We start from the raw sequence: 23,437 nt of genomic DNA, 5'->3' as shown, positions 1-23,437 counted from the left end.
CTGAGAAGTATGACAAATATTATGCTCAACGTGACTAATCCGTCAAACGGTTTCGGTTGCGTTCTTTTTGCTGTTTCCATACGTTTAATACCCCATTTCATTTGCTTATTACAACCGAATTATATTCCATGCTGTCGCCCTTGTAAGTGATATAAATCACAGGCATCATCATCAGCGGGGGCATCGCCGCGGCATTCTTGACTTCGTAGTCAATAATTGATATCATGCTCCCATGAGCAGACCAAGAGAATTTGATATCGATCGTGTATTGCACCAGTCCATGGAAGTGTTTTGGACGAAAGGCTATAAGTCAACGTCGTATGAGGATTTAACGCGGACGACGCAGGTTAAGAAGCAAAGTTTGTATTGTGCATTTGAAGACAAGCGAGCCTTGTTTTTGAAGGCGTTGGCGCGGTATCGCGAACAGTGTATAGCGGGTTTGGAAGAACTCATTTCCCAGGATATGCATCCCTTGCAGAAGCTGGAGGCCATACGCGGCGCAACGCTTTGCCAGTGCAACGAAACTATGGGCAGGGGATGCCTTATGGTTAATTCCTCGCTTGAATTCGGATGCAACGACGAGGAGGTAAACCGGGAAGTAAAGATGATGTTCGTGGAAGTGGAGCAAATTCTAGAGAAAGTAATCCGCAGCGGGCAAGCGCAACAGTTGATTACAACCCGCCATACCAGTAAGGAGCTCGCTGCGTATTTGAATAACGCTCTTCTAGGTGCGAAAATTATGGAGAAGTCCGGTGCACCACGGGAACAGATCGATGCGGTCTTACGCACGTCTTTTGCGTTAGTCGCGCCTTGATCCTTTTTTTTGCAAATTTCTTGACAGCGTAGTCAAAATCAATACATCACATAATCGATGATAAAAATGTAATGAAGGAGGTGGTGGCAGGGGGAGTATCTATCCACGTTTTTGGGTAAAATCATAAATTAGGATGCTCATGGCAATGCTTTTTACGTAACGCTAGTCGGGTTGCGGTTAATATATTCACAAAATTTCATTTGGAGGTCATTATGAATTATTCTCAATCGGTTCAAACCTTGTTCAAACCATTCAATGAGGGAAAGCTGACTCTGCCTAATCGGATCGTGATGGCACCGATGACTCGGCAATTTTCTCCGGAAGGCGTGCCGGGTTCCGATGTGGTCGCTTATTACCGTCGCAGGGCCGAAAACGGGGTCGGACTTATCGTTACAGAAGGTACGGTAATCGACCATCCGGATGCTTCGAATTCAGCCAACGTACCGCACATGTATGGTGAAGCTGCATTGAACGGCTGGGCCAACGTTGTGGCTGCGGTACACGACGTTGGCGGCCGGATTATCCCGCAAATATGGCATATGGGAGCGAGAGGCCATGTCAACGATTATTCGGAATCGGACATCGCCGCGCTGGTCGATGCTTTCGCACAAGCGGCTTTGGAAGCGAAGCAGCTTGGCTTCGACGGCATCGAGCTCCACGGTGCGCATGGATACTTGATCGACCAATTTTTCTGGGAGAATACCAATCAGCGTACGGACAAATATGGCGGCGACATGGTTAAACGAACGCGCTTTGCCGTGGAAGTCATCGAAGCTTGCCGCCGCGCCGTTGGGCCGGATTTTCCGATCGTGCTGCGTTTCTCGCAATGGAAGGCGAGTGACTACAACGCGAAGTTGGCTCAAACGCCGACGCTGCTGGACCAATTTTTAGCGCCTCTTGTCAAGGCGGGCGTAGATATTTTCCATTGCTCGACGCGACGTTTTTGGGAGCCGGAATTCGAAGGATCGGATCTCAATCTTGCCGGCTGGACCAAAAAACTGACGGGGCTTCCAACGATAACGGTCGGATCGGTCGGTCTCGATAGCGATTTTATGAGTTTCTTTACCGAAGGAAGGGGAGCCGGTAATGATAAAATCGACGGGTTGATCGAGAGAATTGATCGCGAAGAATTTGATCTCGTATCCGTGGGCAGAGCTCTATTGGTCGATCCGGCGTGGGCAAACAAAATACGCGAAAACCGGACAGACGAATTGATTCCATTTACATCTGAAGCGCTGAAAACACTTTATTAAGCTTCCGGTCGCCACAAAAAAACAGCGGGGGGCTAAGACGTGAAAATCATGTCTTAGCCCCCCGTTTCATTACATTATTAAACTGAATTGCAACACCTTTTATATTCCCATTTTATTTGGAAGTAACGGTCAAAGTACTGCAACTTGCTCGATCTTGTATACGTCTACTTTAATGGAATGATTTGTTACATAGATCACCATATAAGAAAATAAATATGTATTGTAACCATCACGGTGTGGGTAGCTCAAAACGGAATAAACAAAGGAGCGGTTCCCATGAAACAGTTAATCGTCATGGAAGACCCACGAAAGCAAGAGTCGATCAAAAAACGCAAGTTTGCGTTTAGAATAAACCTTTTCTTCTTTTTCACGTTTATTTTGTTTTCCGTGCTGATCGTACGGCTTGCCACGCTGCAATTTGTTGACGGGAAAGAGCTGAAGGCAGAGGAAGCGGCCGTTAACAAGGCCGATACGCCCATTCCACCCATCCGCGGGAATATATACGACCGCCAAAGCGCTCCGCTCGCCTACACGATATCGACCCAATCCCTGTATTTCAGAGTCGAACAAAACCAACCAAAAGATAAAGTGGTAGAACTTGCCTACAAACTGGAAGAAATATTCGGTCTATACGGAAAGACTGCGCCAAATCAAATTAAAGCGCCTGATATTATCAAAGCTATGGACGTAGGCTACGATTTGGAGAAGAATAAAACCGCCAAAGAACCAAGCTACAATGCAGTGCCGCGGCGGATCAAATCGGATTTGTCGGAGCAGGAAATGGCGTTTATATACGAACATAGGGATGAACTGAAATGGATTGAAATTACCGAGGAAAGTATCCGTACCTATGAGAAAGAAACGACGCCGGCTGCGCAGTTAATAGGTTACATGCGGCCGTTCTCCCAAGCGAGAGAGCCGAAGAACGGGCTCCCGTTTTATCGCGACAAAAAAGCGGAAGGTTACCTGGATACGGAGGATGTCGGATATGACGGAATCGAGCTCATGTATCAGGAGGAGCTACGCGGCAAAAACGGAAGCAAAACGTACCCGGTCAACGCCCTGCAAAAAATCGTTGGAAAAGTGGAGATCACGAAGCCGGTGAAAGGGAACAACCTTTTTCTGTCGATAGATAAAAACGTACAGCTCCTGACAGAGCAGGCGATTACGGATCATCTTGCTTGGCTCAAAGGTCCGGAAGCGCGCAATTATCCCGCAAACAAAGGGCGGAATGCCGTGGCCGGTTATGCCGTCGCAATGGAGGTGGAGACAGGTAAAGTTGTGGCGATGGCGAGTATGCCCGATTACGATCCAAGCGTCTGGTTCGGCGGCATTTCACAAGACGATTATAACCGGATCCAGCCGTTCATCAATAACGGTACGATCACAACCGCTTATCCGGATTATCCCAGGGAGGATCTTTCCAAACATCCGACTTCCATCGTGTATGTCGGTTCAACCATCAAGCCGCTTTCAGTGCTCATTGGGCTGAATGAAGGATTATTCGGAGTGAATTCGATCTATCACGATGTCGGCGTATTTTATTACGGCAAAGACAATTCCAAGCTTTCCAACTCGGACGGTACGGCCTTCGGATCGATCAACCCCACACAGGCCATCCGTGTCTCGTCGAACACGTTTATGTCTGCGAAGGTCGGAATCCCGATGTACCAGAAATATTTGAAATCGGCGCCGGATAAATGGAAAGAATATTTAGGCCAATTTGGATTAGGGCTGACGACAGGGAGTAACCTTCCCCGAGAATATGAAGGACTAAGCGAGTTTCAAAGCAATACGAAGGAATCCGAACAATCCCGTATGGTGTTTGCGTCCTGGGGACAAAACGAGAAGTATACGACGCTGCAGCTGGCCCAATATGTCACAACGTTGGCCAACAGGGGGAAGCGGCTGAGACCGATTCTTGTCGACAGAATTGAAACGTATGATGGAGAGCTGGTCAAAACGTTTGATCAGGCTGAGGTCTTAAACGAAGTCCATTTTTCAAAACAGCATTGGGATGCGGTCATTAACGGAATGGAAAGCAATGTGCAAGGCTTTGCCAATTTCCCTTATCAATTGGTTAGAAAAACGGGAACCTCCACGCAGAAAGTAGGCGGGGGCAAAGAAGTGGACAATGCCGTGTTTATAGGGTTCGCTCCGAAAAATAATCCGAAGCTGGCGGTTGCCGTCGTTGTACCGGAAGGCGGATTCGGTTCATTCGGAGCCGCGCCGATCGCGCGCAAAATTTTTGACGCATACGATCAATACTATGGGCTTGACGGTAACGGGCCGAAGGGCAATGCCGTACCGTAAAGCTTGTCTGACAGCAGCAGCTATTTTCCTCAAGAAGGACATCGTGGGTAAATTGGAATTGAAAGGGTTTTACTTCGAACAAGATCATGCTACACTAAGACGGTTGCTATAAGGACGGAGGTGAGAACATAATGTTTGATGACAAAGAGAATAAGCTCTATGCAAAGTCTACACTATAAACAACGGCGGTTGTTTGTATAGAGCTGGTCCGATAGACCGCCTGCATCCTTGAATGGTGAAATCGTTTATAATGAGACTTTGCTGCCTTGAAATGATTATATTTTAAGGAGTAGAGTAATCATGAAATATGTGAGCGCAGACATTTTGCCGGAGGAATTGCTAAAGGAAGTACAAAAATATATTCACGGTGCCATGATTTATGTACCTAAACCTGAAGGCGTACGTCGCAAGGGATGGGGAGAGAAATCAGGCAGCCGAAAATATATGATCCAAAGAAACAATGACATTCGCCTGCAATTTTCGAAAGGCGCTACGATAGAACAGCTTTCGGAACAATTTTTTCTATCGTGTGATAGCATTAAGAAAATTGTTTATTCAAAAATAAAATAGGTCTTCATACTTTGTCACATTGGATTAAGATCTGATGTGACTCTTTTGCGTATAGAACAATTCCTAAGTATTTATGGCATATCAACCAACTTTTCAAGCGGTTAGAATATGGTTTGCAGCATGCTTCTTACAACTTGTTTTATCATTACAACATTGAGGCAAATTAGGAAAGAGAGGAAGCTAAATGACACGGCCTACACTAAGTTATACGATTTGGTTCTCGCAGCGGACGGGGAGCACGTTGCTGAATTATGCGCTGGCTTCGACAGGAGTGGCAGGGGATCCCAGCGAATGGCTCCATTTTCAGCACAAAGACCCCGCCACATTCAAGCGCGAGGACATGGAAAAGATTTGGAAATACGGAACGACGCCAAACGGTGTGTTCGGGATAAAAATCGGTTTTGAACAGAGATGGATCGACGCATTCCGCGCCATGTTCGAGCTCCCGGTGGATGCTTCGCGGGCGGAGGTATGGAGTACCGCCTTTCCCAATTGCTCCAAACATATTTATATGACGCGCCGGAACAAAGTCAGATTGGCCGTCTCGTGGTGGCGTGCGATCGTCTCCGGGGAATGGCACCGCAACTTCGGGGAGAAGCCGCAGCTGCTTGATATTGCAGATAAATATAACTACGAAGCAATTCAGAACCAGCTGTTCCAAAGTACGATGTGCGAAGCGGCCATTGAGGACTTCTTCTCAGAGTCCAGCATCGAACCGCTGACGATTGTGTACGAAGATTTTATTCAAGACTATGAAGGAACGGTCAAGCGTGTGTTGGCGTTTTTAGGTATTCCGGCGGATCACATCACCGTAGCTCCTCCGGCGTTAGATAAGCTGGCAGATGATGTTGCGGAGCAGTGGGTGCAGCGTTTTCGTGAAGAAAGCCAGAAGGGATGGAAGCATATCCGATGGTAATCATTTTGTGTGATGCTCGTGTGCGGATCGGCTTCAATGAATGGTTCTATGATTCCACATAGAACCGTTCGTTCAAACTTTCACAGCATTGGCTCTAACCGTAAATTGATTATTTTGTATGGTTAGGGTGGCATCGTAATAACCGCGTCCGCCTTGAGGCTTGCATTTATAAGCCCCGGAACATCCGCATACAAAAAATTTCGTTTTCGTAAAACCCGGATAAATATTGGTGTATTTCTGGTAAAATTTATGCGCATGGTGAGAGAAAATAGCCAACACTCGATCCCGTAAAGTGGAGGGAATGGCGTTAAAAAATTTTTTGGTTTCTGCCAGACTTAGAACATGCGAGGGATCGACGGAAGCTGTAATTCCTTTTACATTCAATGGCCAATGAAAATCTATAATATAGTAATGCTTGTTATCCATTTTTTTCAATAAATTGATACTCGTTGTACTGAAGCTTCCAGGGGCGTTATCTAGCCAAACATACTTTACCTTCCCCTGTGTCCCTGGAAAATTCATTTGTCCTGCGACGCTTCCTAACGTTTTTTTGAATAAACCTCGGGTGGTGGTTTCCCAATTTCCTATAGACGCTTTATATGGTATTTTCTTCGGACCTAGAATGGTTGTTACCGTATTTTTAAAGTCCATGTAACGCGTTTGGGCGAATTTTCCATGATCGGCTCCCGCTTGCGTATTGTCCCCGCCAAAAATAACAAACCTTTTATTCCCGCTGCCCACCACTTTAGGCAATATATTTTTAAAGATGGTTGAGCTATTTCCATAGCCTACATGACTATCGCCAACGACCGCGAAGTTGATAACCTGTTGAATCGAGGCGCGTGTTCGTTTCTTTTGAGAGGTAGATGAAGGGCTTGTTTTCCGTATTGGCCCATTATGTTTTCTCATACGCTCACCCTTATCATTTTTTGAAAGCATGTAGTAACATCTATATTCAACACGTATGGTTACGTACCGCATAAACCGCCAATATTTGTGTAGTAATTCCAGGGAAATAGTCCTGATCGAATGTCAACGACAACTGTCAGAAAATGCAGGCATATCACGTACATGCGTTAGCGATAGCGATAGACACAACAAAGAACGACTAGGACGTCGTTTTTGATCCTAGTCGTTCGTAGTTTTGGCACCTCAAACGGCATGCAGAAATAAAGTGGGAGGATACGCCTGCTTTGTTCCTGCATGTTTCCATATGTATACTGGCCTACTCGGAAACGGGGAGATGTACCGAAACCATCGTACCTTTTCCTACCGTACTTTGTATATGCATCGATCCATTGTGATTGGTAATAATACGTTTGCTAAGAAGAAATCCAAGCCCAGTACCTTTACTTTTAGTAGTGAAGAAAGGCTCACCTATTTTTTGAACAATGTCTTCCGGAATGCCCACCCCGGTATCGATGAAGTCAATTTGGACATGGCCTTGATGCAGACCTAAGCCGATACATAGAATCCCTCCTTGCGGCATAGCCTCAAATGCATTTTTAACTACATTCAGAAACACCTGCTTTAATTGATTTTCATCCCCCATAACGGTTGGAGTCAATTGGTTATCAAAAAATGTGATCTCGATATTTTGCATATTCGCTTGTGCGGACAGCAGCTTAATTACATGTTCCAAGGTTTCTTTCAAATCTACCGATTGAACCGATAGCGCCTGCGGTTTGGCAAGGACAAGCATTTCGCTGACGATGGATTCGATTCTCGTTAATTCGTCCTTCATGATCTCGAAATATTCTTGATCTTTTTTTGCAGTAGTCTCGGATTTAGAAAGTATTTGGAGAAATCCTTTTAGTGTCGTTAATGGATTTCTGATTTCATGTGCGACACCCGCGGCTAACTGCCCGATAACGGAAAGCTTTTCTGAGTTTCTTAAATGTTCTTGTGAACGTTTCGACTCGGTGATGTCATTAATCATTCCGAAAACCCCTACTATATGATCACCTTCAACAATCGGAACGACCGTAAACCGAACGGCGATTTTATCGCCATGCTTATGCCGCAGCGTAGCCTCCATATCTTTCAAAATTTCACCTTGCGACACATGGGCCATAATCTTCCCAGCATAATCATGCCCATCATCAAACCACATTTGAAGCCTTGATTGCCCCAACAACTCGCTCTCTTTGTAGCCGGTGATCTTTTCATACGCCGCATTGGCTTTAATGAATCGGTTATTAAGGTCGAAAGCGCAAATGCCAAGCGGATTGTATTCGATCAACGATTCCTGCCTGTTTCGGATACGACCGATTTCAATCGTATTTTCTATTAAAAAGAAGGCCAATACCATCATAGTTAGCTGGATCACACATGCTATACCCAAAAATCCATAATATTGTATAAGTAACCCTGCATGGCCAAACCGAATTGAAAAACACACAAACAAAAACAACAATTCAACAATGATTGTGACCACTGACAACAATAAAGCAACGATAAATCGCTTCCGGCGTTCAAATTTTTCAAACCGGTTACAGAACAATAGGGGGATTGCGGAGTACACAAGGATCCCCGCTATACTGAAAGCGACATCCTGTTTCATCGTAAGAAGTTGAAATGCCGTTAGAAGCCCTATGGAAACGATGCCTGCCTTGCGTTTTCCATATAATATGGACAAAATTACTGGAACGCACTGAAAATTTTCCGTTTGCCCCATAATATGAACGGGCATTAACTGACAAAGAATCGCAGATCCCCCTCCGTAGACACCCATTAGCCAACCCCTTATAGGAAGCTGATTAAACGATTTTCCAATTGTCCACAGCTGGTAAACAGAAATAGGGAAAAATATAATCCCGAACTGAACAAAATATTGTTTCAATATGTCTAGCATGCAGTCGGCTCCTCGTAACTAAATGGCGTAGGTTAATTTTTCGACACATTCTGTATCAGCACCTTTTTTTTACTGGAAATTTTGGATAAATAGATTTACAAAAAAGTGCATGGTCAACGGGAGGCGCTTTATTTACGATAAGGATATCGCAGAAATAATAGATAGAACGGATTGGGTATCAGGTAGACCTAATCCGGGTTGAAATGAGGGAAGGGAGGCTGCGGAGATTTGCAGCTCATCGCAGGCGGCCATCTTGCAAATTTCGTTCACGACGGGAAAAAATGACAATGCACGAAATTAGCAGCTATGGCATGCGCTCTAAGGAAAATGCCATGTTGCCGTCAAAGTTGAGAACGCTTACAACAAGCCGGTTCATGCCATACGAGTTGGCAATTGCTTGTGAGTTTCAACCAACATCAAAGGGGGCTTGACGATGCGTAACAAAAAGATCATGCCGGCGATTGCGCTGGCAGTAACGGTTGCGGCGACGTCCGCATGCGGCGCGGGAGGCGGCGATCAGAAGCGGGAGCAGGGGGAAGCAGCCAAGAAGGAAGCACCGCCCGAGCCGGTGACGATCACGCTTTTGGCCGGCTGGAAAATTACGGATGAGGACTACGAGGAAGTGTTTTTCAAGCCGCTTGCCGCCAAATATCCGCACATCAAGCTGAATGTCATTACTTCGACGACGACAAACAATATTACGACGATGGTCGCTGCAGGCGAAGTCCCCGACATGCTCATTATGGGCACCGGCAACATGCAGCAGATGATCGACCTCAACACGGCGCTCGATCTGAACGAGCAGATCAAGCAGCAGAAATTCGATCTGAACCGTCTCGATCCGATTATCGTGCAGACGATCAAAGCGTTCGGCAAAAAAGGCGAAATCTTCGCGTTGCCGTATGGTATGAATTATGACGCCCTGTATTACAATAAAGCACTGTTCGATCGTTTTGGCGTCGCTTATCCGGCCGACGGAATGACTTGGGAAGCCGTTATCGATCTGGGCAAAAAGGTGACGGGCATCGAGGGCGGCGTGCAGTACCGCGGCCTTGGTTCGAGCAATATGGTCCGCATCGCTTCTCCGCTAGCTTTGAACCGGTTCGATCCAGCGACGGGAAAAGCGAAAATCAATACGGAGGAGTGGAAGCGGGCGTACCAGGTATATCAATCCATCGTTTCTATCCCCGGCAACACGAACGATAAGAAAGGCGGGGACGAACTTAACGCCTTCTTGTACGACAAAACGATCGCCATGTATCCTTTTATCGGCTTGTTTCATCGGATGGCGGATGCCGCTAAAGGCGGTTTGGACTGGGATCTGGCTACCTATCCGCAGTTTACGGAAAAGCCCGGCAAATACGGCGAAGCGGATGCCTACTACTTGTTCGTCACACCGCAGAGCAAGCATCAGAAGGAGGCGTTCCAGGTCATTTCCGCCATATTGTCGGACGATGCACAGCTTTCTTCCTCCAAGCAGGGAAGAATTGTCTCACCTCTGATAAACAAGGAGATCAGGGACAAATTCGGAACGGAATCGGAAGTATTGAAAGGGAAAAATGTGCAAGCGATTTTTAAGCATCGTCCCGTCCCGATTCACAATAATCCTACGAAATTCGATGCCACGGCGGACGCCCAGCTCAATTCCGGCGCACTGCAGCTTTTCGGAAATACGAAAGACATCAATACGATTATTCGAGAAACGGAGGAAAAGACGAATCAAAAGGTTGAAGAACTGGGAACCAAATAAATCCGCTAAGCTTATAAAGCCCTTCACGCTAATTTTTGAAGGGCTTTTTGGTTCCCACAAAAATACATATTTTTCAAAAAAAATATATGTGTAAGCATCAGCCTCCATTTCAGATCGAAGCGTGCCATGATATCATAGTAATAAACGCTTACCTAATATTCGTGTAATACCAGCAGCAAAAATGCGGTTTTTGGAGCAAAGCGCAATGAAGGAATGGCGGAGCATTAATGATGGACAATGTGACTTAGCACGTGAGGTGGCTGAAATTTGTCGCGCCAAACGAGTGAAGGTGAGATGGAGGCGTGTTGATGCTTAAGCCGTTGTTATCCGGCTTTATGCCGCAAGTGGAGTTAGCGATATATTGGGAAAAGAAACCAAGATTTCTGTTTTACGAGGATATTTATAAGGTATGGGTCATGTTTGCTGTCGAATCCGGCTCGTTTTACTATGAAATCGGGGACAAGAAAGGCTCGGCGACGTTCGGCGATCTTGTGCTATGCCCTCCGAATACGCCGTTTCGCAGAGTGATCAATGCGCCGCTTACTTTTTATTTTTTTGAATTGAACTGGGTGGATACGGAGCAATCGTCCTCGCATAGAGTAGAAGAGATGATTCCTGCCGGTAAAGTCAGCTTGCTCGATACGATGCGGCTCACACAAAATTACGCGATGATGAAAAAATGGCGCTCCTGGCCGCTATCGGTCCGGCTGCCGCGATATAACCATTATTGCCAAGATATTTGGCTGCTTTATTGCGATGGATTGGAAGAGGGCATGCTGCCCACCGAGGCCGAATTGACCCGGGATCCCGACCGCGATCCGCTGATGCAGGAAGCGCAGAGACGCATTCAGCAGCAAGCATTTTCGGCGTTGAACTTGAAACAGATCGCTTCTGACCTTGGTATTACTCAAGTGCATCTTTCCAAAAAATTTAGCGCTTCGTTCGGGGTAACGCCGCTTCGTTACTTGACCTCGCTTCGTCTCAACAAAGCCAAAATGCTGCTGCTCGAAACGAATATGACGATCGAGCAAATTTCCGAATGTTGCGGCTATCAGAACGGATTTTATTTGAACCGGGTATTTGTCAAATATGAGCATACGACACCGTCCCGTTACCGCCATACCCATCGCATGTAGGAGGCCGTACAAAAGCAACACGGTCTCTTGTCTGTCTCAAAATTTTGATCCGTTTCGAGAAGGAAACGCAAGGAGGACCGGATTTGAGAAATATACTCAACTTGCTGATTACATTTTTTGTATTTTGGGTTGGGAATCAGTACTTTCATGAATATATATCGATAACGGATACTAAAACCATAATACTTGCAACTGTTCTAATGTTTGTGATTAGTTTTCTTTATAGCTTTTTATTAACCGTCTCGTTTATTTCCATTGTAGTCGGGGTTGGCTGTTTAACAACGCCATTATTAATCGCGGGCTCCGTTGTATTGACACCAATGAAACTATGGTTACTTGATAAATATTTAACAGGTTTCGAAATTCATGGGTTTTGGACCTATGTGATTCTTACAGTAATATTGAGCATTGTTACCGTGAAAGTAAATGATAGAAAGGACTGAAATATTCAGCAAAAACAAACAAGCTGGTATCATAATATGAATTAATGCAAAAATCGCTTGGATGTTTGTCCAAGTGATTTTTGCATTAAACAATTACATTAGACACTTATATAAGTTGCTGATATAAGGTAACACAAGCTGCAATCACACAGCTGCTCACGCGGGGCTCGAGCACGATGGGATGGTAGAACGCCGGCCGGATCCTAGCGATTCCCCCAGGTGAATTTCTCCCAAGTTGCAATCGAATCGATTCTTGTCTCCAAGGGGCTGTTCGTTTCGCTAGAACGTGCCGATACGTATTTGTTGTTTGCAATGGATCTGAAAGACACGGTTCCATCTCCATTGCTAACCCATATCCATTTTTCCCAAGAACCGATCGTGCTGGATTTGGCTTGAAGAGGCACATCCGCAGTGGTGATTCTCGCACTGACATACAAGTTGTTTGCTTTCGCAATCAATGAAACAAACCCGTTTCCTGCATCAACTATCTGATGATTTTCCCATGTATTTGCAGCGGTTGCCGATGCCCAGAGAGGGCTGTCCGTTGTATTGGCTCTGGTACTTACATAATTGCCGTTGGCGGAAGCTTTGAGCCAGATCGTTTGACCTATGGGGCGGGCTGTCGTATCCGTTGTCAAGGGAATGGTCACATTTAAATTTACCGGAAAATGGTCCGAAGGATAATAGCCGTTTTCATGATAGCGATTGATTTCAATCGAATTGATGGCAGATGCATTTTTTTCGAAGATCCAGTCGATATGGGCCCGGTCTGTTTCCCCGGTAAAAGCATGATAAGTCCCATCGTTTGCGAAGGATTTGCCGGCTTTCCTCCATGTATCGTCAAGGTCCGAATTTTGAAATATGGAATATACAGGCGACACTTCCGTTCGATTCAAGTCTCCTCCAATTAATACAGGCGTATCGGGTGATTTCACTTGCTCCGCTACCTTGTTCAAGATCAGATTAGCCCCTTGCTCCGCGGCTTCAAGTACTAGTGAAAAATGAGTATTGAAGTAGTAAAATATCGCGTTTGCATTATCCTTCGCTTGAAGCTTCACCCAGGTGCTCATCCGTGGATATTCCGAATCAAAAGAGCTCTTGGATCCCGGTACATTCGGAGTCTCGCTAAGCCAAAATTCCCCCCAGTCCAATAATATGAATTTATCCGACCTGTACATGATGTTGCTAAATTCGCCCATTGTCGTGCTTCCTTCACGTGAGGTTCCTATCGATTGGTATGCAGCGCTGCAATTCGCAATAAAGTAGTCGATTTGGACTTTATCCGCCTCCTGCAATCCCAGGACATCAGGTCCAAAATTGTTGATGGCATGGACGGCGATGTTTTTTCGATTATTCCAGGAATTCGGAGTGCCATCGTCTGCGGTCATTTTCCTGACATTAAAAGTCATAAGCTTCAAGTTATAGCTCCCGGGTAGTACCTCTGCGTTTGCAATAGGCACATTGAAAGCTCCAAAATTGAACACGGTCAACATCATTGCTGCAACAATGAATACGAATACGGTACACTTTTTCATTAGAGTGCACGACCTTCCCGTCATTTTTACATCAACACGCGGACAAAGAAAATGCGAGCATAATAGTCCATAACCCGAGTGAAACAACCTGTCGCGACGAAAGGATCCCGCCTTGTACTAGCACCAATTAAAATTGCTGATAACGATTTCATTTTAACTCGATCTGTATTTCGGGAACATCAACGATAACATCAAAACGATACACAATCCTGCTATTACATTTTCTGGAATGTGCTGCGAAGGCTGCGTTCCAAGGTTCAGTATGAAGAAGATTGAAATAAGACTAAAATATGTTGCGCTATCGGAACATTAAGGCAATAATGTAAACTATTAAACTTCCCGACGGAGACTAGCACAGGATTGGAGATGAATACATGGCAAATATGATCATTGCTTATCGTCGACTTCTTAACCAACGCATTGCCTGGGCGAAACAGAAAGAGCCTGACGAAGTTTTACGAGGATTGGGCGGTGTGCAGGCACAGGATTACGCGCAAGCCTTATGGGCGATCGGGCTGCGAATGCAGGACGCAACAGCTGCAGACATCGAAAGGGCCATAGTCAATAAAAAGATTGTACTCACTTGGGCGATACGCGGTACGCTCCATTTTGTGCCCGCGGAAGATGTGAAATGGATGATTAAGCTTTTGACGCCGCGCATTCTAGCTCAAGATAAACGCAGGTTGGAGCAGTTGGAAATTGATCCACAACTCATCGCGCAATGCGAAGCGCTCATCCGTGATGCGTTGGAAGACAAGAGTCGGATTCTTCGTCCGAACCTGATGAAATTGCTGGAGGACGCAGGTATCGACACCAAAAATCAACGCGGTTATCATTTGCTGTGGTACTTGGCACAAATAGGCCTCATATGTTTGGGGCCGATGGAAGGGAAGCAGCAAACTTTCGTGCTGTTGGACGAATGGGTGCAGCATGACAAGAAACTGTCCGTGGAGGAATCGCTGCAACAACTTGCGAAGCGCTATTTTACCGGTCATGGGCCCGCAACGCTTCATGACTTCGCTTGGTGGTCGGGACTCACGGTCGCGGAGGCCAGACAAGGGATTGAGGCTGCGCAAAAGGCGCTCCACTCGGAAAAGATTGACGGACATGAATACTGGATGGGCAAAGATAGCGCCGTGGAAACCAAGGAACAATCCTTCGTCTGTTTGCTGCCGGGATACGACGAATATTTGCTTGGCTACAAAGACAGGGGGGCCGTACTTGCTGCAGAGCATGCCCCCTTGATCGTTCCTGGTAAAAACGGCGTTTTTGCGCCGATGCTCATTGTCGATGGTCAAATTTCGGGGGTATGGAAAAGAACGATCAAGAAGGACGGAGTCGACCTTGTGATTCATCCGTTTACGGAATTAACATGCACGGAAGATCGCATAATTGAGGCAGCCCGGCGGTACAGCGAATTTATCGGGTTGCGGTTATACCAGGTGGCTATTCATCGGTAGCTAAGTTTCAATCTAACCGGTGGCCGCAAGAACAGCAGCACTCTAAACATTAGTTTCAGAGAGCTGCTGTTTTATTTTTTTTTCCGCCTACGCAGTATTTTCATAGGAAAATGGCAGAGGAGGATGTGCGTTATCGCAGGCGCAGAGGCTGCCGATGAAGCTATCGGTTAGCTGAACCACATTTATGTTGTCAATCAATAGATATTATAATAATATGTTAGTTAATTAACAAACAATATATATACATGTTTGTTATTATTAAATCATGCAATCGGAGGGAAGAGAATATGAACGATAAAAACATTCAAAACATACCAGGCAGCATCCGGAATACGCTGCATTTCCAGTTTCAAATTTCATGGAAGCTTCTTGAGATACATCTCACCGACCTTAATGACGAGGAGTATCACTGGCGACCTGCTTCAAAGGGGCTTCATGTTTCAAATGCATCAGGCGTCTGGCGTGCAGATTGGCCGGAATCGGAAGCGTACGATATTGGACCGGCTAGTATAGCTTGGTTGACATGGCATATTACGTTTTGGTGGTCAATGGTTCTTGACCATTCTTTTGGAAATGGAACGTTAACGCGTGAGGAGGTTCATTGTCCTGGCAATATAAAAGATACGACTGCAACCATATTCCACTTTCGTGACAAATGGCAAGCTGCGGTGGCTGAGTTGTCGGATGATGAACTGCTTTCTAGCGAACGAACCCGATGGCCTTTCAACGACAAGTCTTTTCATGAGCTTGCAGCATGGTTAAACCTTGAACTTATGAAGAATGCTTCTGAAATCGGCTACTGTCGGTTCCTATATGCTTCTCAGAAATAAAAAACGCATTTTTTTTTCAATTTTAGACTTTTTTTATACTTGTTTTACAAGTGTTTTATTTTTGCGGTGTAACATAGTCAGTGCAAGTTATTTTACCCAGTCGGAGGAGGAGCAAGATGAAAAAGAAGAAATGGTTCATGCTTGGAAGCGTAGCAGGCATCAGTGCCGTGGTGATGCTTGCCACCGGATTTTCCGCAATGGCCGGCACATCCGGGTACGACGCGTATAAATCCGCTCTGAAAAACACGAAAACCGCACACAATGTAAGCGTCAAGACGCAGATGGCATTGCAGGACAACGGGAACGCCTTCGCGAATGCGAACGGCAGCTTTAAAGTCAGCCCGGAAAACCGAACGGCCAGTGGAACGGTCACGGTGATTAGCGGAGGGACGGATCAGTCGGTCAGCTTTTTCAAGCAAAGCAGTGGTACCGTATTGAAATCGGGCGCCAGCGACATCTACTACGTGAAGCCGGAGCATACAGACAAAAAGTATGCCGTCAAGAAAATGGACCGGGAAATGCCGCAGCAGGTGGAAACCGTCATAGACGCGCTTGTAGGCAACTTGAAAGATTATGTGACGGTGGAAAGCAATACCGATGGTTCGAAGGACGTTTCCGTAGAGCTGACGAATGCGCAAATTCCTGCGGTCGTTAGTGCCATTGCGCCGATTGCGATCAAGCATGCGACAAGCGGTCACAGGCACGAGTTTCAGAATAAGAACGGAACCGACAAACCGGAGTTTCCGTTCGACGGTCATGCGCTGCTGTCCGGTGTGCCGCAATTGAGCCAAGACATTAAAATCGAGAAGGTTGCCGTGAAGGCGAATATAAATGCATCGAATTATATTCAGCACCAGGAAGCCGACATTACCGTTTCCGGTAAAGACGCCGGAGGCGCCGCGCATCAGGTAACGCTGCATTTGGCCGCAGATCTTTCCGGATTCAACGGCACGACGCCGGATACGGTTGATTTGACGGGCAAACAAGTGCAGCAAATGAAGCAGGAGCGTAATTTTCATAACGCCAAATAATAGCGATACCAACCGCAGCGGATAAGGCTGAAGCTAGTGCTTTATCTGTTGCCGTTGTCTTTTATAAAGGGGGGGAATATGGATGAGCGTCATATTGTCCGTTCGGCAGCTGACCAAATTGTACGGCAATCAGCGGGGGATCCGCGACATTGACCTTGAAATCGGCTCCGGAGACATTTACGGTCTGCTCGGGCCGAACGGAGCGGGCAAAACGACGATTTTGAAGCTGATTACCGGGCTGATCCGCGCGGATCGGGGGATGGTCTCTTTGTTCGGCAGCGACATCACGGAACAGTTCGAGCAGGGGATGCGCCGTGTCGGCTGCATGATCGAATCCGCCGATTTCCACGACTTTCTGAACGCTTCCCAATATTTACGGTTCATCGCCCGGTTTTATCCCGAAGTGACGGACAAACGAATGGATGAAATACTGGAAAGGGTAGGATTGTTCGCGGTCCGCAAAGATAAAATAAATAACTATTCGACCGGCATGAAGCAAAAGCTGGCGCTGGCCGCGGCGATGTTGCCCAATCCGGAGCTTGTCATCCTGGATGAGCCGACGAACGGCCTCGATATCGAAGGAACGGTCATGTTTCGCGAGCTGGTACGCAGTTACTCGGAGGAAAATGGAACCTCTTTCCTGATCTCAAGTCATATGATTCATGAGCTTGAGCAGCTGTGCAACCGGGTAGGCGTCATATTCCAAGGAAAGCTGCATACGGAAGGTCACGTATCCGAGCTGCTTGTACACAATCAGTCGCTGGAGCAGTTTTATATTCGCGAGCTGCAAAAAGCAAGGGAGGGGAATCCCGTTGCATAGTTTCAAGGCAGGCCTTAGAAATGAGCTCGATTTGCTGTTCTACCGGAGAAAAACGGTCGTCTTCTTCCTGTTCTCCGCGATCCTTCCGGCGCTTCTGGCCGCTTCGCTTCATTCGCTGCAGCCGTTCTTCGGATTGATCGCCGTCAGCCGGTCGTTTCCGATCGATATGCTCGGGTGGTATACGATGCTGTGGATCCCGCTATTTATCTTTTTGACCGCAGCCGATCAGTTCCCCGGCGAGGTTTCGTCCCGAACGCTAAAGCTGTCTTTGCTTCGGCCGATGACGCGGCTTCAAGTGTACTTGTCGAAGGCGGCTGCGCTTGTCGTCGGGGTCGCGGCTTTGCTGGTCATTCTTGGATTGGTTACGGCCATTTGCAGCTTGTTTGCAGGAACCGGCGGAAGCTTTGACGCCACAGGAATGTTCAAGGCGTATGCCGCGTCGTTCGTGTCGATGGCGGCTCTGGCGGCGGTGTTCGTATTCGTCTCGCAATTTTTTGGAAGCGCCAGCGGCTCGTTCACCTTTTCGATCGTATTATATGCCGCGGCGAAGCTTGCGCCGTTTTTTGCAAGACCGGTTTCAGCCTTCTCGCCGGCTTCGTATACGGATTGGCATTTGCTATGGATCAGCAGTACCGTCCCCGCAGGCAAACTGATCGTGACGACACTCTTTCTGATATCAAGCTGTATATTGTTTTTTTCGCTTGGATATTTTCTCTTTAATCGCAAAGAAGCTTAACAGTTGGAGTGGAACGCGGCAGGGAATCCGGCTTTATTTGCGGTCCCCCATCCGCAGAGACAAACAGCTGACGTTTGTATCGGAATTGTTGCAGCTTGTACGGCGACAGATTTTGCGGACTACCTGATATTAATAAGCTCACAATCAAGTAGTTCTGACACCCAATAAAACTGAGTCATGATCATAAAGCTTCGGTATATCGCACCGAGGCTTTTTAACATGTAGCCAAGGAGCCAAACCTCATAAAATCAATAGTTGACACACAGCGATCGAGAAGCTTTGGTCCGCCTTAACCAATTCTAGCAAGCTTGCCAAGTGGGTGGTTAACATCCACACGCTCAGGCGATGGATAATGATTTAAGCCCTTCGTAGGACAACGTTTTCAGTTTCGCACTCAGCCGACCGAGTGGTGGGATGGTACTATCGACGGCGAAGTGCTTATCGTGGACGCACCAAACCGGGTGTCCTATACTTGGGCCAGCGGAGGGGAGAAGCACACGGTTACCTGGACGCTGCAGGATTTAGGGGACGGAAAGGTTAACCTTCATCTCGAACAAACCGGATTCTCAAATGCTCAAGGAATCGAAGGCGCTAAGTATGGCTGGGGTAAATGGTGTGGCGAGCTTGAAAAGGTGTTGGAACAATAGCCGCATTCGGTACACAAATATCTCCATCCCTAATGCTATATGATTGGGTACGATAGTTGTACCCTGCTTGACGCGAATCAAAATAAACCGGCTGCATGTAGTTTGCAGCCGGTTTATTTTGATTCGGATAATCTGCACGATGAATGGTACAATGTGGATATAAGTTGAAATTAACACTATCGGAAGGGTGAAAGCATGAGCGAATCGAATCAGGAGTATATTGTAATCTCAGGTGCGAGAGAAAACAATCTCAAGAACGTATCCTTGCGGATTCCCAAGCGGAAGATCACGATTTTCACCGGAGTATCCGGTTCCGGCAAGTCATCGATCGTCTTTGACACGATCGCTGCAGAATCCACGCGTTTGCTGAATGAGAACTTCAGTATGTTCGTGCGCACTTTCCTGCCCCGCGTTCCGCAGCCGGATACAGATGCGATCGAGAACCTGAGCATGGCTGTTATTGTGGATCAGAAGCGGCTGGGCGGCGGTTCCCATTCCACGATGGGCACGATTACCGATATCTCTCCCATTCTCCGTCTTCTCTTCTCCCGAGTGGGTCAGCCCTATATTGGACAAGCGCACATGTTCTCGTTTAACGATCCGCAAGGCATGTGTCCCGAGTGCAACGGGATCGGCCGTAGGCTGGGCGTCGACATGAGCAAGGCGGTGGACATGTCAAAGTCGCTCAATGAAGGGGCAATTATGCTGCCGGACTATTCGGTGAACGGCTGGGAATGGAACATGGTGATGCAGTCAGGGTCCTTTGATCCCGATAAGAAGCTAAGTGAATATTCGGATGAGGACCTGGAGCAACTGCTATACGGCAAGGCAAGGAAAGTGAAGATGGATTTCGCAGGTAAGGCAACGAATATTACGGTGGAAGGCGTCATCGAGAAGTTCACCAACAAATACATCAAGCAGGATGTGAAGACAAAGTCCGAGCGCACACAAAAAGCAGTTGCGCCGTACATTTCCGAAGGTCCCTGCTCCAGCTGCCGCGGCGCGAGACTCAGTCAGGCCGCGCTCAGCTGCAGGATCAATGGACACAACATTGCGGAGCTGTCCTCCATGGAGGTCGGACAGCTCATCCGCGTCGTTCGAGAGATTGACAATCCCGTCGCCGTGCCGATCGTCAAGTCGCTGACGGAACGGCTGCAGCATCTGGTGGATATCGGACTTGACTACTTGACGCTCGACCGTGAGACGGATACATTGTCCGGCGGCGAGTCGCAGCGAGTCAAGATGGTGAAGCACCTGAGCGGCAGTCTGGTGGATGTCACCTACATCTTCGATGAGCCTAGCGTTGGGTTGCACCCCCGTGATGTTCACCGGTTAAATGAATTGCTTCAGAAGCTGCGCAACAAAGGCAATACCGTAATTGTCGTCGAGCATGATCCCGATGTGATCAAGGTGGCGGATCATCTCGTCGACGTCGGACCTCACGCCGGCAGCCGCGGCGGTACCATCGTCTATGAAGGAAGCTTCCAAGGACTGCTGGAATCAGGTACACTGACAGGTACCCATATGAAGCGGCCGCTCCAGCTGAAGCATGATTGCAGACGGCCGTCCGGCAAGCTGTCCATCAAGGATGCCACTCTGCACAACCTGCGAAACGTAAGTGTAGATATTCCAACCGGAGTGCTGACTGTCGTAACGGGTGTTGCAGGCTCGGGCAAGAGTACGCTGATAAACGAAATATTCCTCAGTCAGCATCCGGATGCGATCGTCATCGACCAATCGGCGGTAGGCGTGTCAACACGCTCGAATCCCGCGACCTACACGGGCATTATGGATGATGTGCGCAAGGCGTTTGCTTCCGCGAACAAGGTGAACCAAGGCTTGTTCAGCTTCAACTCCAAAGGAGCTTGCGAGAACTGCCAAGGGCTTGGCGTAGTGTATACAGATCTTGCATTCCTCGACAGCGTGAAGCTGCAATGCGATGTATGCGGAGGCAGACGGTTCAAAGAAGAGGTGCTCGCGTACACGCTGAACGGCAAGTCAATTGCAGAAGTGCTGGAGATGACTGTGGAGCAGGCGTTGGAATTTTTTCAGTTAAAAGAGGTTGTGCGCAAGCTCCAGGCGATGAGTGATGTAGGGCTGAACTATATTACACTCGGCCAGCCGCTCAGCACGCTCTCGGGTGGGGAATGCCAGCGCATCAAGCTGGCAAGCGAGCTGCATAAGAAAGGCAGCATCTACATGATGGACGAGCCGACGACCGGTCTACATATGTCAGATATCGGTCACCTTCTGGAGATCATGAACCGCCTCGTGGATGCCGGCAATACGGTGATCGTCATCGAACACAACCTCGATGTGATCAGCCAAGCGGATTGGCTCATCGATATGGGACCTGACGGAGGCAGCAAAGGCGGCCAGGTGGTGTTCGAGGGCACACCTCCGCAGATCATCCATGCGGAGCAGTCGATCACGGGAAGATACTTGACGTAATGTATTAAATCTACTGTAATGTATGGGATTCGTAATTGCTTCGCATGACAAGGAGAACATATTCAAGGTTAAACTTACGTTTGCTCCACCAAGGCTGCCAACAGATTTGGCAGCCTTTCGCTTAAGTAGCTGGCAGTGCATGCCTTGCCAAGCTAGGTACTACTTACTGATGAAAGCTCGTGCAACTTAACCCGACAGGGACAAGGGGGAACTGATCCCCAACGGTATAGTGGTGGGCCGACTACCGCATCCTGGTTTAGAGAGTATGTTATGAAACAAATGGAAACAATGATGAAAGAAATCTTCGATGATGAAGAAGGGACCATACATTCTCATGCACTTTATCGTCCATTGGATGGATACGTACGGCTATGTCATTTTAGTGCTGCTGTTGGTGCTGGAGATGCTTGCCCTTCCGCTGCCCGGCGAGATGCTCATGAGCTACGTCGGCCTGCAGGTTTTTCACGGGACGTTCAGCTGGCCGCTCAGTATTTTGCTCGCATGGATCGGAACCTGCACCGGCGTGACGGGAGCTTATTGGATCGGAAACCGCCTGGGTCATCCTTTTTTCGAAAAATACGGCTCGCGTATTCATATGGGACCGGATCGGCTGAATCAAGTTTCCGAATGGTTCGCAAAGTTCGGCAACAAGCTGCTCGTGTTCGCTTATTTTATTCCCGGGGTTCGGCATATTACGGGGTACTTTGCTGGGGTTACACGCATTCCATTCCGTTCTTATGCCGTGTATGCCTATGCAGGCGCTTTGCTGTGGACGGGTACGTTCATCTCGCTCGGCAGACTGCTTGGCCCCGAGTGGGAGCATTTTCATCGCGCGGCGACGAGATATTTGATTATCGGCGGATGTATTGCACTCGCTGCAATGATTATCGTGTATGCGTACCGCAAATACCGCCGGCAAATCTTCGATACGGCAGCGGATCTGTTGGGCCGCGGTGCGGCTTCGTTACACTCGCTGCGCAAGCTGAGGCTGCTCGTCACGACGGCATGCGTCGTTTTTTTGACATTTTTTGCACTGATGGTCCGTCTCATAGAAGACTTCTTTTCACATGAATTTACCCGGTTCGATCGAGTTACCTCATATATTATTCATGAGCTTTTCGATGAAAGATGGGCTGCATGGATGCGAGGATTTGCATTCCTTGCTTCGATGCAGGTGCTGGTTCCGATTGTCGCGGTATCGGCGGCATGGATTTTGTTGCGGAGCCGTGAACGGCGGATCGAACTCGGTTTTACCGTTGTCCTCGTCATCGGCGGAGAGCTGTGGGAAGAAGGATTGCGCCGATTGTTTCACAGGCTTGATACCGGAACAGCCGGCTTTGCATTTCCAAGCGAGCAGACGTTCATTACTTTAATCTATATCGGCTTTGCGGCTTATTTGCTCGTAAGGCACCGCACCGCGGCATGGCTGCGGACGGCCGCTTTCCTGCTCGTGATCGCGGTTTCCCTGCTGGTGGGGCTAAGCCGGATTTATTTCGGTATCCAATTTCCGAGTGACGTGGCGGCCGGATATGTATTCGGTGGTGTTTGGCTCAGTTTGAATATCGTCCTGATGGAAATATTCCGTTTCATAAAACGCAGTAAAGGAGGGAATGAATCGTAATGAATTTGAAGCTGCCGTTGCCGTGAGCTTTTTTTATTAGCCTTGCTTGTGCGATGGGCTTTGGATTTATTGCGCTTTTGATTAGCGCTCAAAAAATGGCCCTTTTCGATCAAACGGTATCCGATTATCAGCAGTATTTGGAAAAACAATGTTGAATTTTTCGCAACATAAAATCCGCAAATATGAGAATAGGACAAAAACACCTCAATTTCCATTATATCCTACGCCCTCATTTCCCGATATGATTAGTTATACAG

17 protein-coding genes and 1 pseudogene are annotated in these 23,437 nt (G+C 47.5%); 15 read left to right on the top strand and 3 right to left on the bottom strand.

Translation table 11 applies throughout. The features are described from left to right. The first annotated feature begins 232 nt into the window (after nt 1-232). From ACFQI7_RS00520 to ACFQI7_RS00500, 5 genes are all read left to right on the top strand, one after another. A complete protein-coding gene (locus tag ACFQI7_RS00520; protein ID WP_218096460.1) occupies nt 233-814 on the top strand; it encodes a TetR/AcrR family transcriptional regulator in 582 nt (193 codons plus the stop codon). Nucleotides 815-1,026: 212 nt separating this feature from the next. Next, a complete protein-coding gene (locus tag ACFQI7_RS00515; RefSeq protein ID WP_218096459.1) occupies nt 1,027-2,067 on the top strand; it encodes an NADH:flavin oxidoreductase in 1,041 nt (346 codons plus the stop codon). 276 nt (nt 2,068-2,343) lie between these two features. After that, a complete protein-coding gene (locus ACFQI7_RS00510) occupies nt 2,344-4,380 on the top strand; it encodes a peptidoglycan D,D-transpeptidase FtsI family protein (RefSeq protein ID WP_218096458.1) in 2,037 nt (678 codons plus the stop codon). A 300-nt stretch (nt 4,381-4,680) separates the two neighbouring features. Further along, nucleotides 4,681-4,950, top strand: coding sequence for a CD3324 family protein (locus ACFQI7_RS00505; RefSeq protein WP_218096457.1), 270 nt, complete (start codon nt 4,681-4,683; stop codon nt 4,948-4,950). 184 nt (nt 4,951-5,134) lie between these two features. Further along, entirely contained in the window at nt 5,135-5,866 is a 732-nt protein-coding gene (locus ACFQI7_RS00500) for a Stf0 family sulfotransferase (RefSeq protein WP_218096456.1), read from the top strand. 72 nt (nt 5,867-5,938) lie between these two features. On the opposite strand, the gene ACFQI7_RS00495 is transcribed toward ACFQI7_RS00500, so the two are convergent. Both ACFQI7_RS00495 and ACFQI7_RS00490 read right to left on the bottom strand, forming a co-directional pair. Beyond that, on the bottom strand, nt 5,939-6,775 hold the full coding sequence (locus tag ACFQI7_RS00495) for a metallophosphoesterase (RefSeq protein WP_218096455.1): 837 nt from the start codon (nt 6,773-6,775) through the stop codon (nt 5,939-5,941). A 316-nt stretch (nt 6,776-7,091) separates the two neighbouring features. Continuing rightward, the gene (locus tag ACFQI7_RS00490; protein ID WP_218096454.1) at nt 7,092-8,720 is read right to left on the bottom strand and encodes an ATP-binding protein; all 1,629 of its coding nucleotides are present in this window, start codon (nt 8,718-8,720) and stop codon (nt 7,092-7,094) included. Nucleotides 8,721-9,153: 433 nt separating this feature from the next. Between ACFQI7_RS00490 and ACFQI7_RS00485 the strand changes: the two genes are divergently transcribed. Then, the gene (locus tag ACFQI7_RS00485) at nt 9,154-10,470 is read left to right on the top strand and encodes an ABC transporter substrate-binding protein (RefSeq protein ID WP_218096453.1); all 1,317 of its coding nucleotides are present in this window, start codon (nt 9,154-9,156) and stop codon (nt 10,468-10,470) included. Nucleotides 10,471-10,778: 308 nt separating this feature from the next. After that, complete coding sequence (locus ACFQI7_RS00480) at nt 10,779-11,606, top strand: helix-turn-helix domain-containing protein (RefSeq protein WP_218096452.1); 828 nt, start codon at nt 10,779-10,781, stop codon at nt 11,604-11,606. A gap of 646 nt (nt 11,607-12,252) precedes the next feature. Here ACFQI7_RS00480 and ACFQI7_RS00475 read toward each other — a convergent pair. Next, nucleotides 12,253-13,458 (bottom strand): endonuclease/exonuclease/phosphatase family protein, encoded by a 1,206-nt coding sequence (locus ACFQI7_RS00475; protein WP_268966796.1) that lies wholly within the window; start codon nt 13,456-13,458, stop codon nt 12,253-12,255. Nucleotides 13,459-13,958: 500 nt separating this feature from the next. Here ACFQI7_RS00475 and ACFQI7_RS00470 point away from each other — a divergent pair, with 500 nt between their 5' ends. From ACFQI7_RS00470 to ACFQI7_RS00435, 8 genes and pseudogenes are all read left to right on the top strand, one after another. Next, on the top strand, nt 13,959-15,044 hold the full coding sequence (locus tag ACFQI7_RS00470; protein ID WP_218096449.1) for a winged helix DNA-binding domain-containing protein: 1,086 nt from the start codon (nt 13,959-13,961) through the stop codon (nt 15,042-15,044). Nucleotides 15,045-15,331: 287 nt separating this feature from the next. Then, entirely contained in the window at nt 15,332-15,874 is a 543-nt protein-coding gene (locus tag ACFQI7_RS00465; RefSeq protein WP_218096448.1) for a DinB family protein, read from the top strand. Between the two features lie 116 nt (nt 15,875-15,990). Next, nucleotides 15,991-16,905 (top strand): hypothetical protein, encoded by a 915-nt coding sequence (locus tag ACFQI7_RS00460; protein ID WP_218096447.1) that lies wholly within the window; start codon nt 15,991-15,993, stop codon nt 16,903-16,905. 82 nt (nt 16,906-16,987) lie between these two features. After that, complete coding sequence (locus ACFQI7_RS00455; RefSeq protein WP_218096446.1) at nt 16,988-17,725, top strand: ABC transporter ATP-binding protein; 738 nt, start codon at nt 16,988-16,990, stop codon at nt 17,723-17,725. Continuing rightward, nucleotides 17,718-18,461, top strand: a complete 744-nt coding sequence (locus ACFQI7_RS00450) for an ABC transporter permease subunit (protein WP_218096445.1) — start codon at nt 17,718-17,720, stop codon at nt 18,459-18,461. Before ACFQI7_RS00455 ends, ACFQI7_RS00450 begins: the two co-directional genes overlap by 8 nt. A 268-nt stretch (nt 18,462-18,729) precedes the next feature. Then, nucleotides 18,730-19,108 (top strand): annotated as a pseudogene (locus ACFQI7_RS00445) (SRPBCC family protein). Nucleotides 19,109-19,303: 195 nt separating this feature from the next. Beyond that, entirely contained in the window at nt 19,304-21,559 is a 2,256-nt protein-coding gene (locus ACFQI7_RS00440; RefSeq protein ID WP_218096444.1) for an ATP-binding cassette domain-containing protein, read from the top strand. Between the two features lie 307 nt (nt 21,560-21,866). After that, nucleotides 21,867-23,180, top strand: coding sequence for a bifunctional DedA family/phosphatase PAP2 family protein (locus ACFQI7_RS00435; RefSeq protein WP_230414566.1), 1,314 nt, complete (start codon nt 21,867-21,869; stop codon nt 23,178-23,180). Nucleotides 23,181-23,437: the final 257 nt, after the last annotated feature.

This window comes from Paenibacillus allorhizosphaerae (assembly GCF_042659105.1).
In the GTDB taxonomy this organism is placed as follows: Bacteria; Bacillota; Bacilli; order Paenibacillales; family NBRC-103111; genus Paenibacillus_G; species Paenibacillus_G allorhizosphaerae.
Note: the sequence above shows the minus strand (reverse complement) of the source record. Positions and strands in the feature narration are given on the sequence as shown.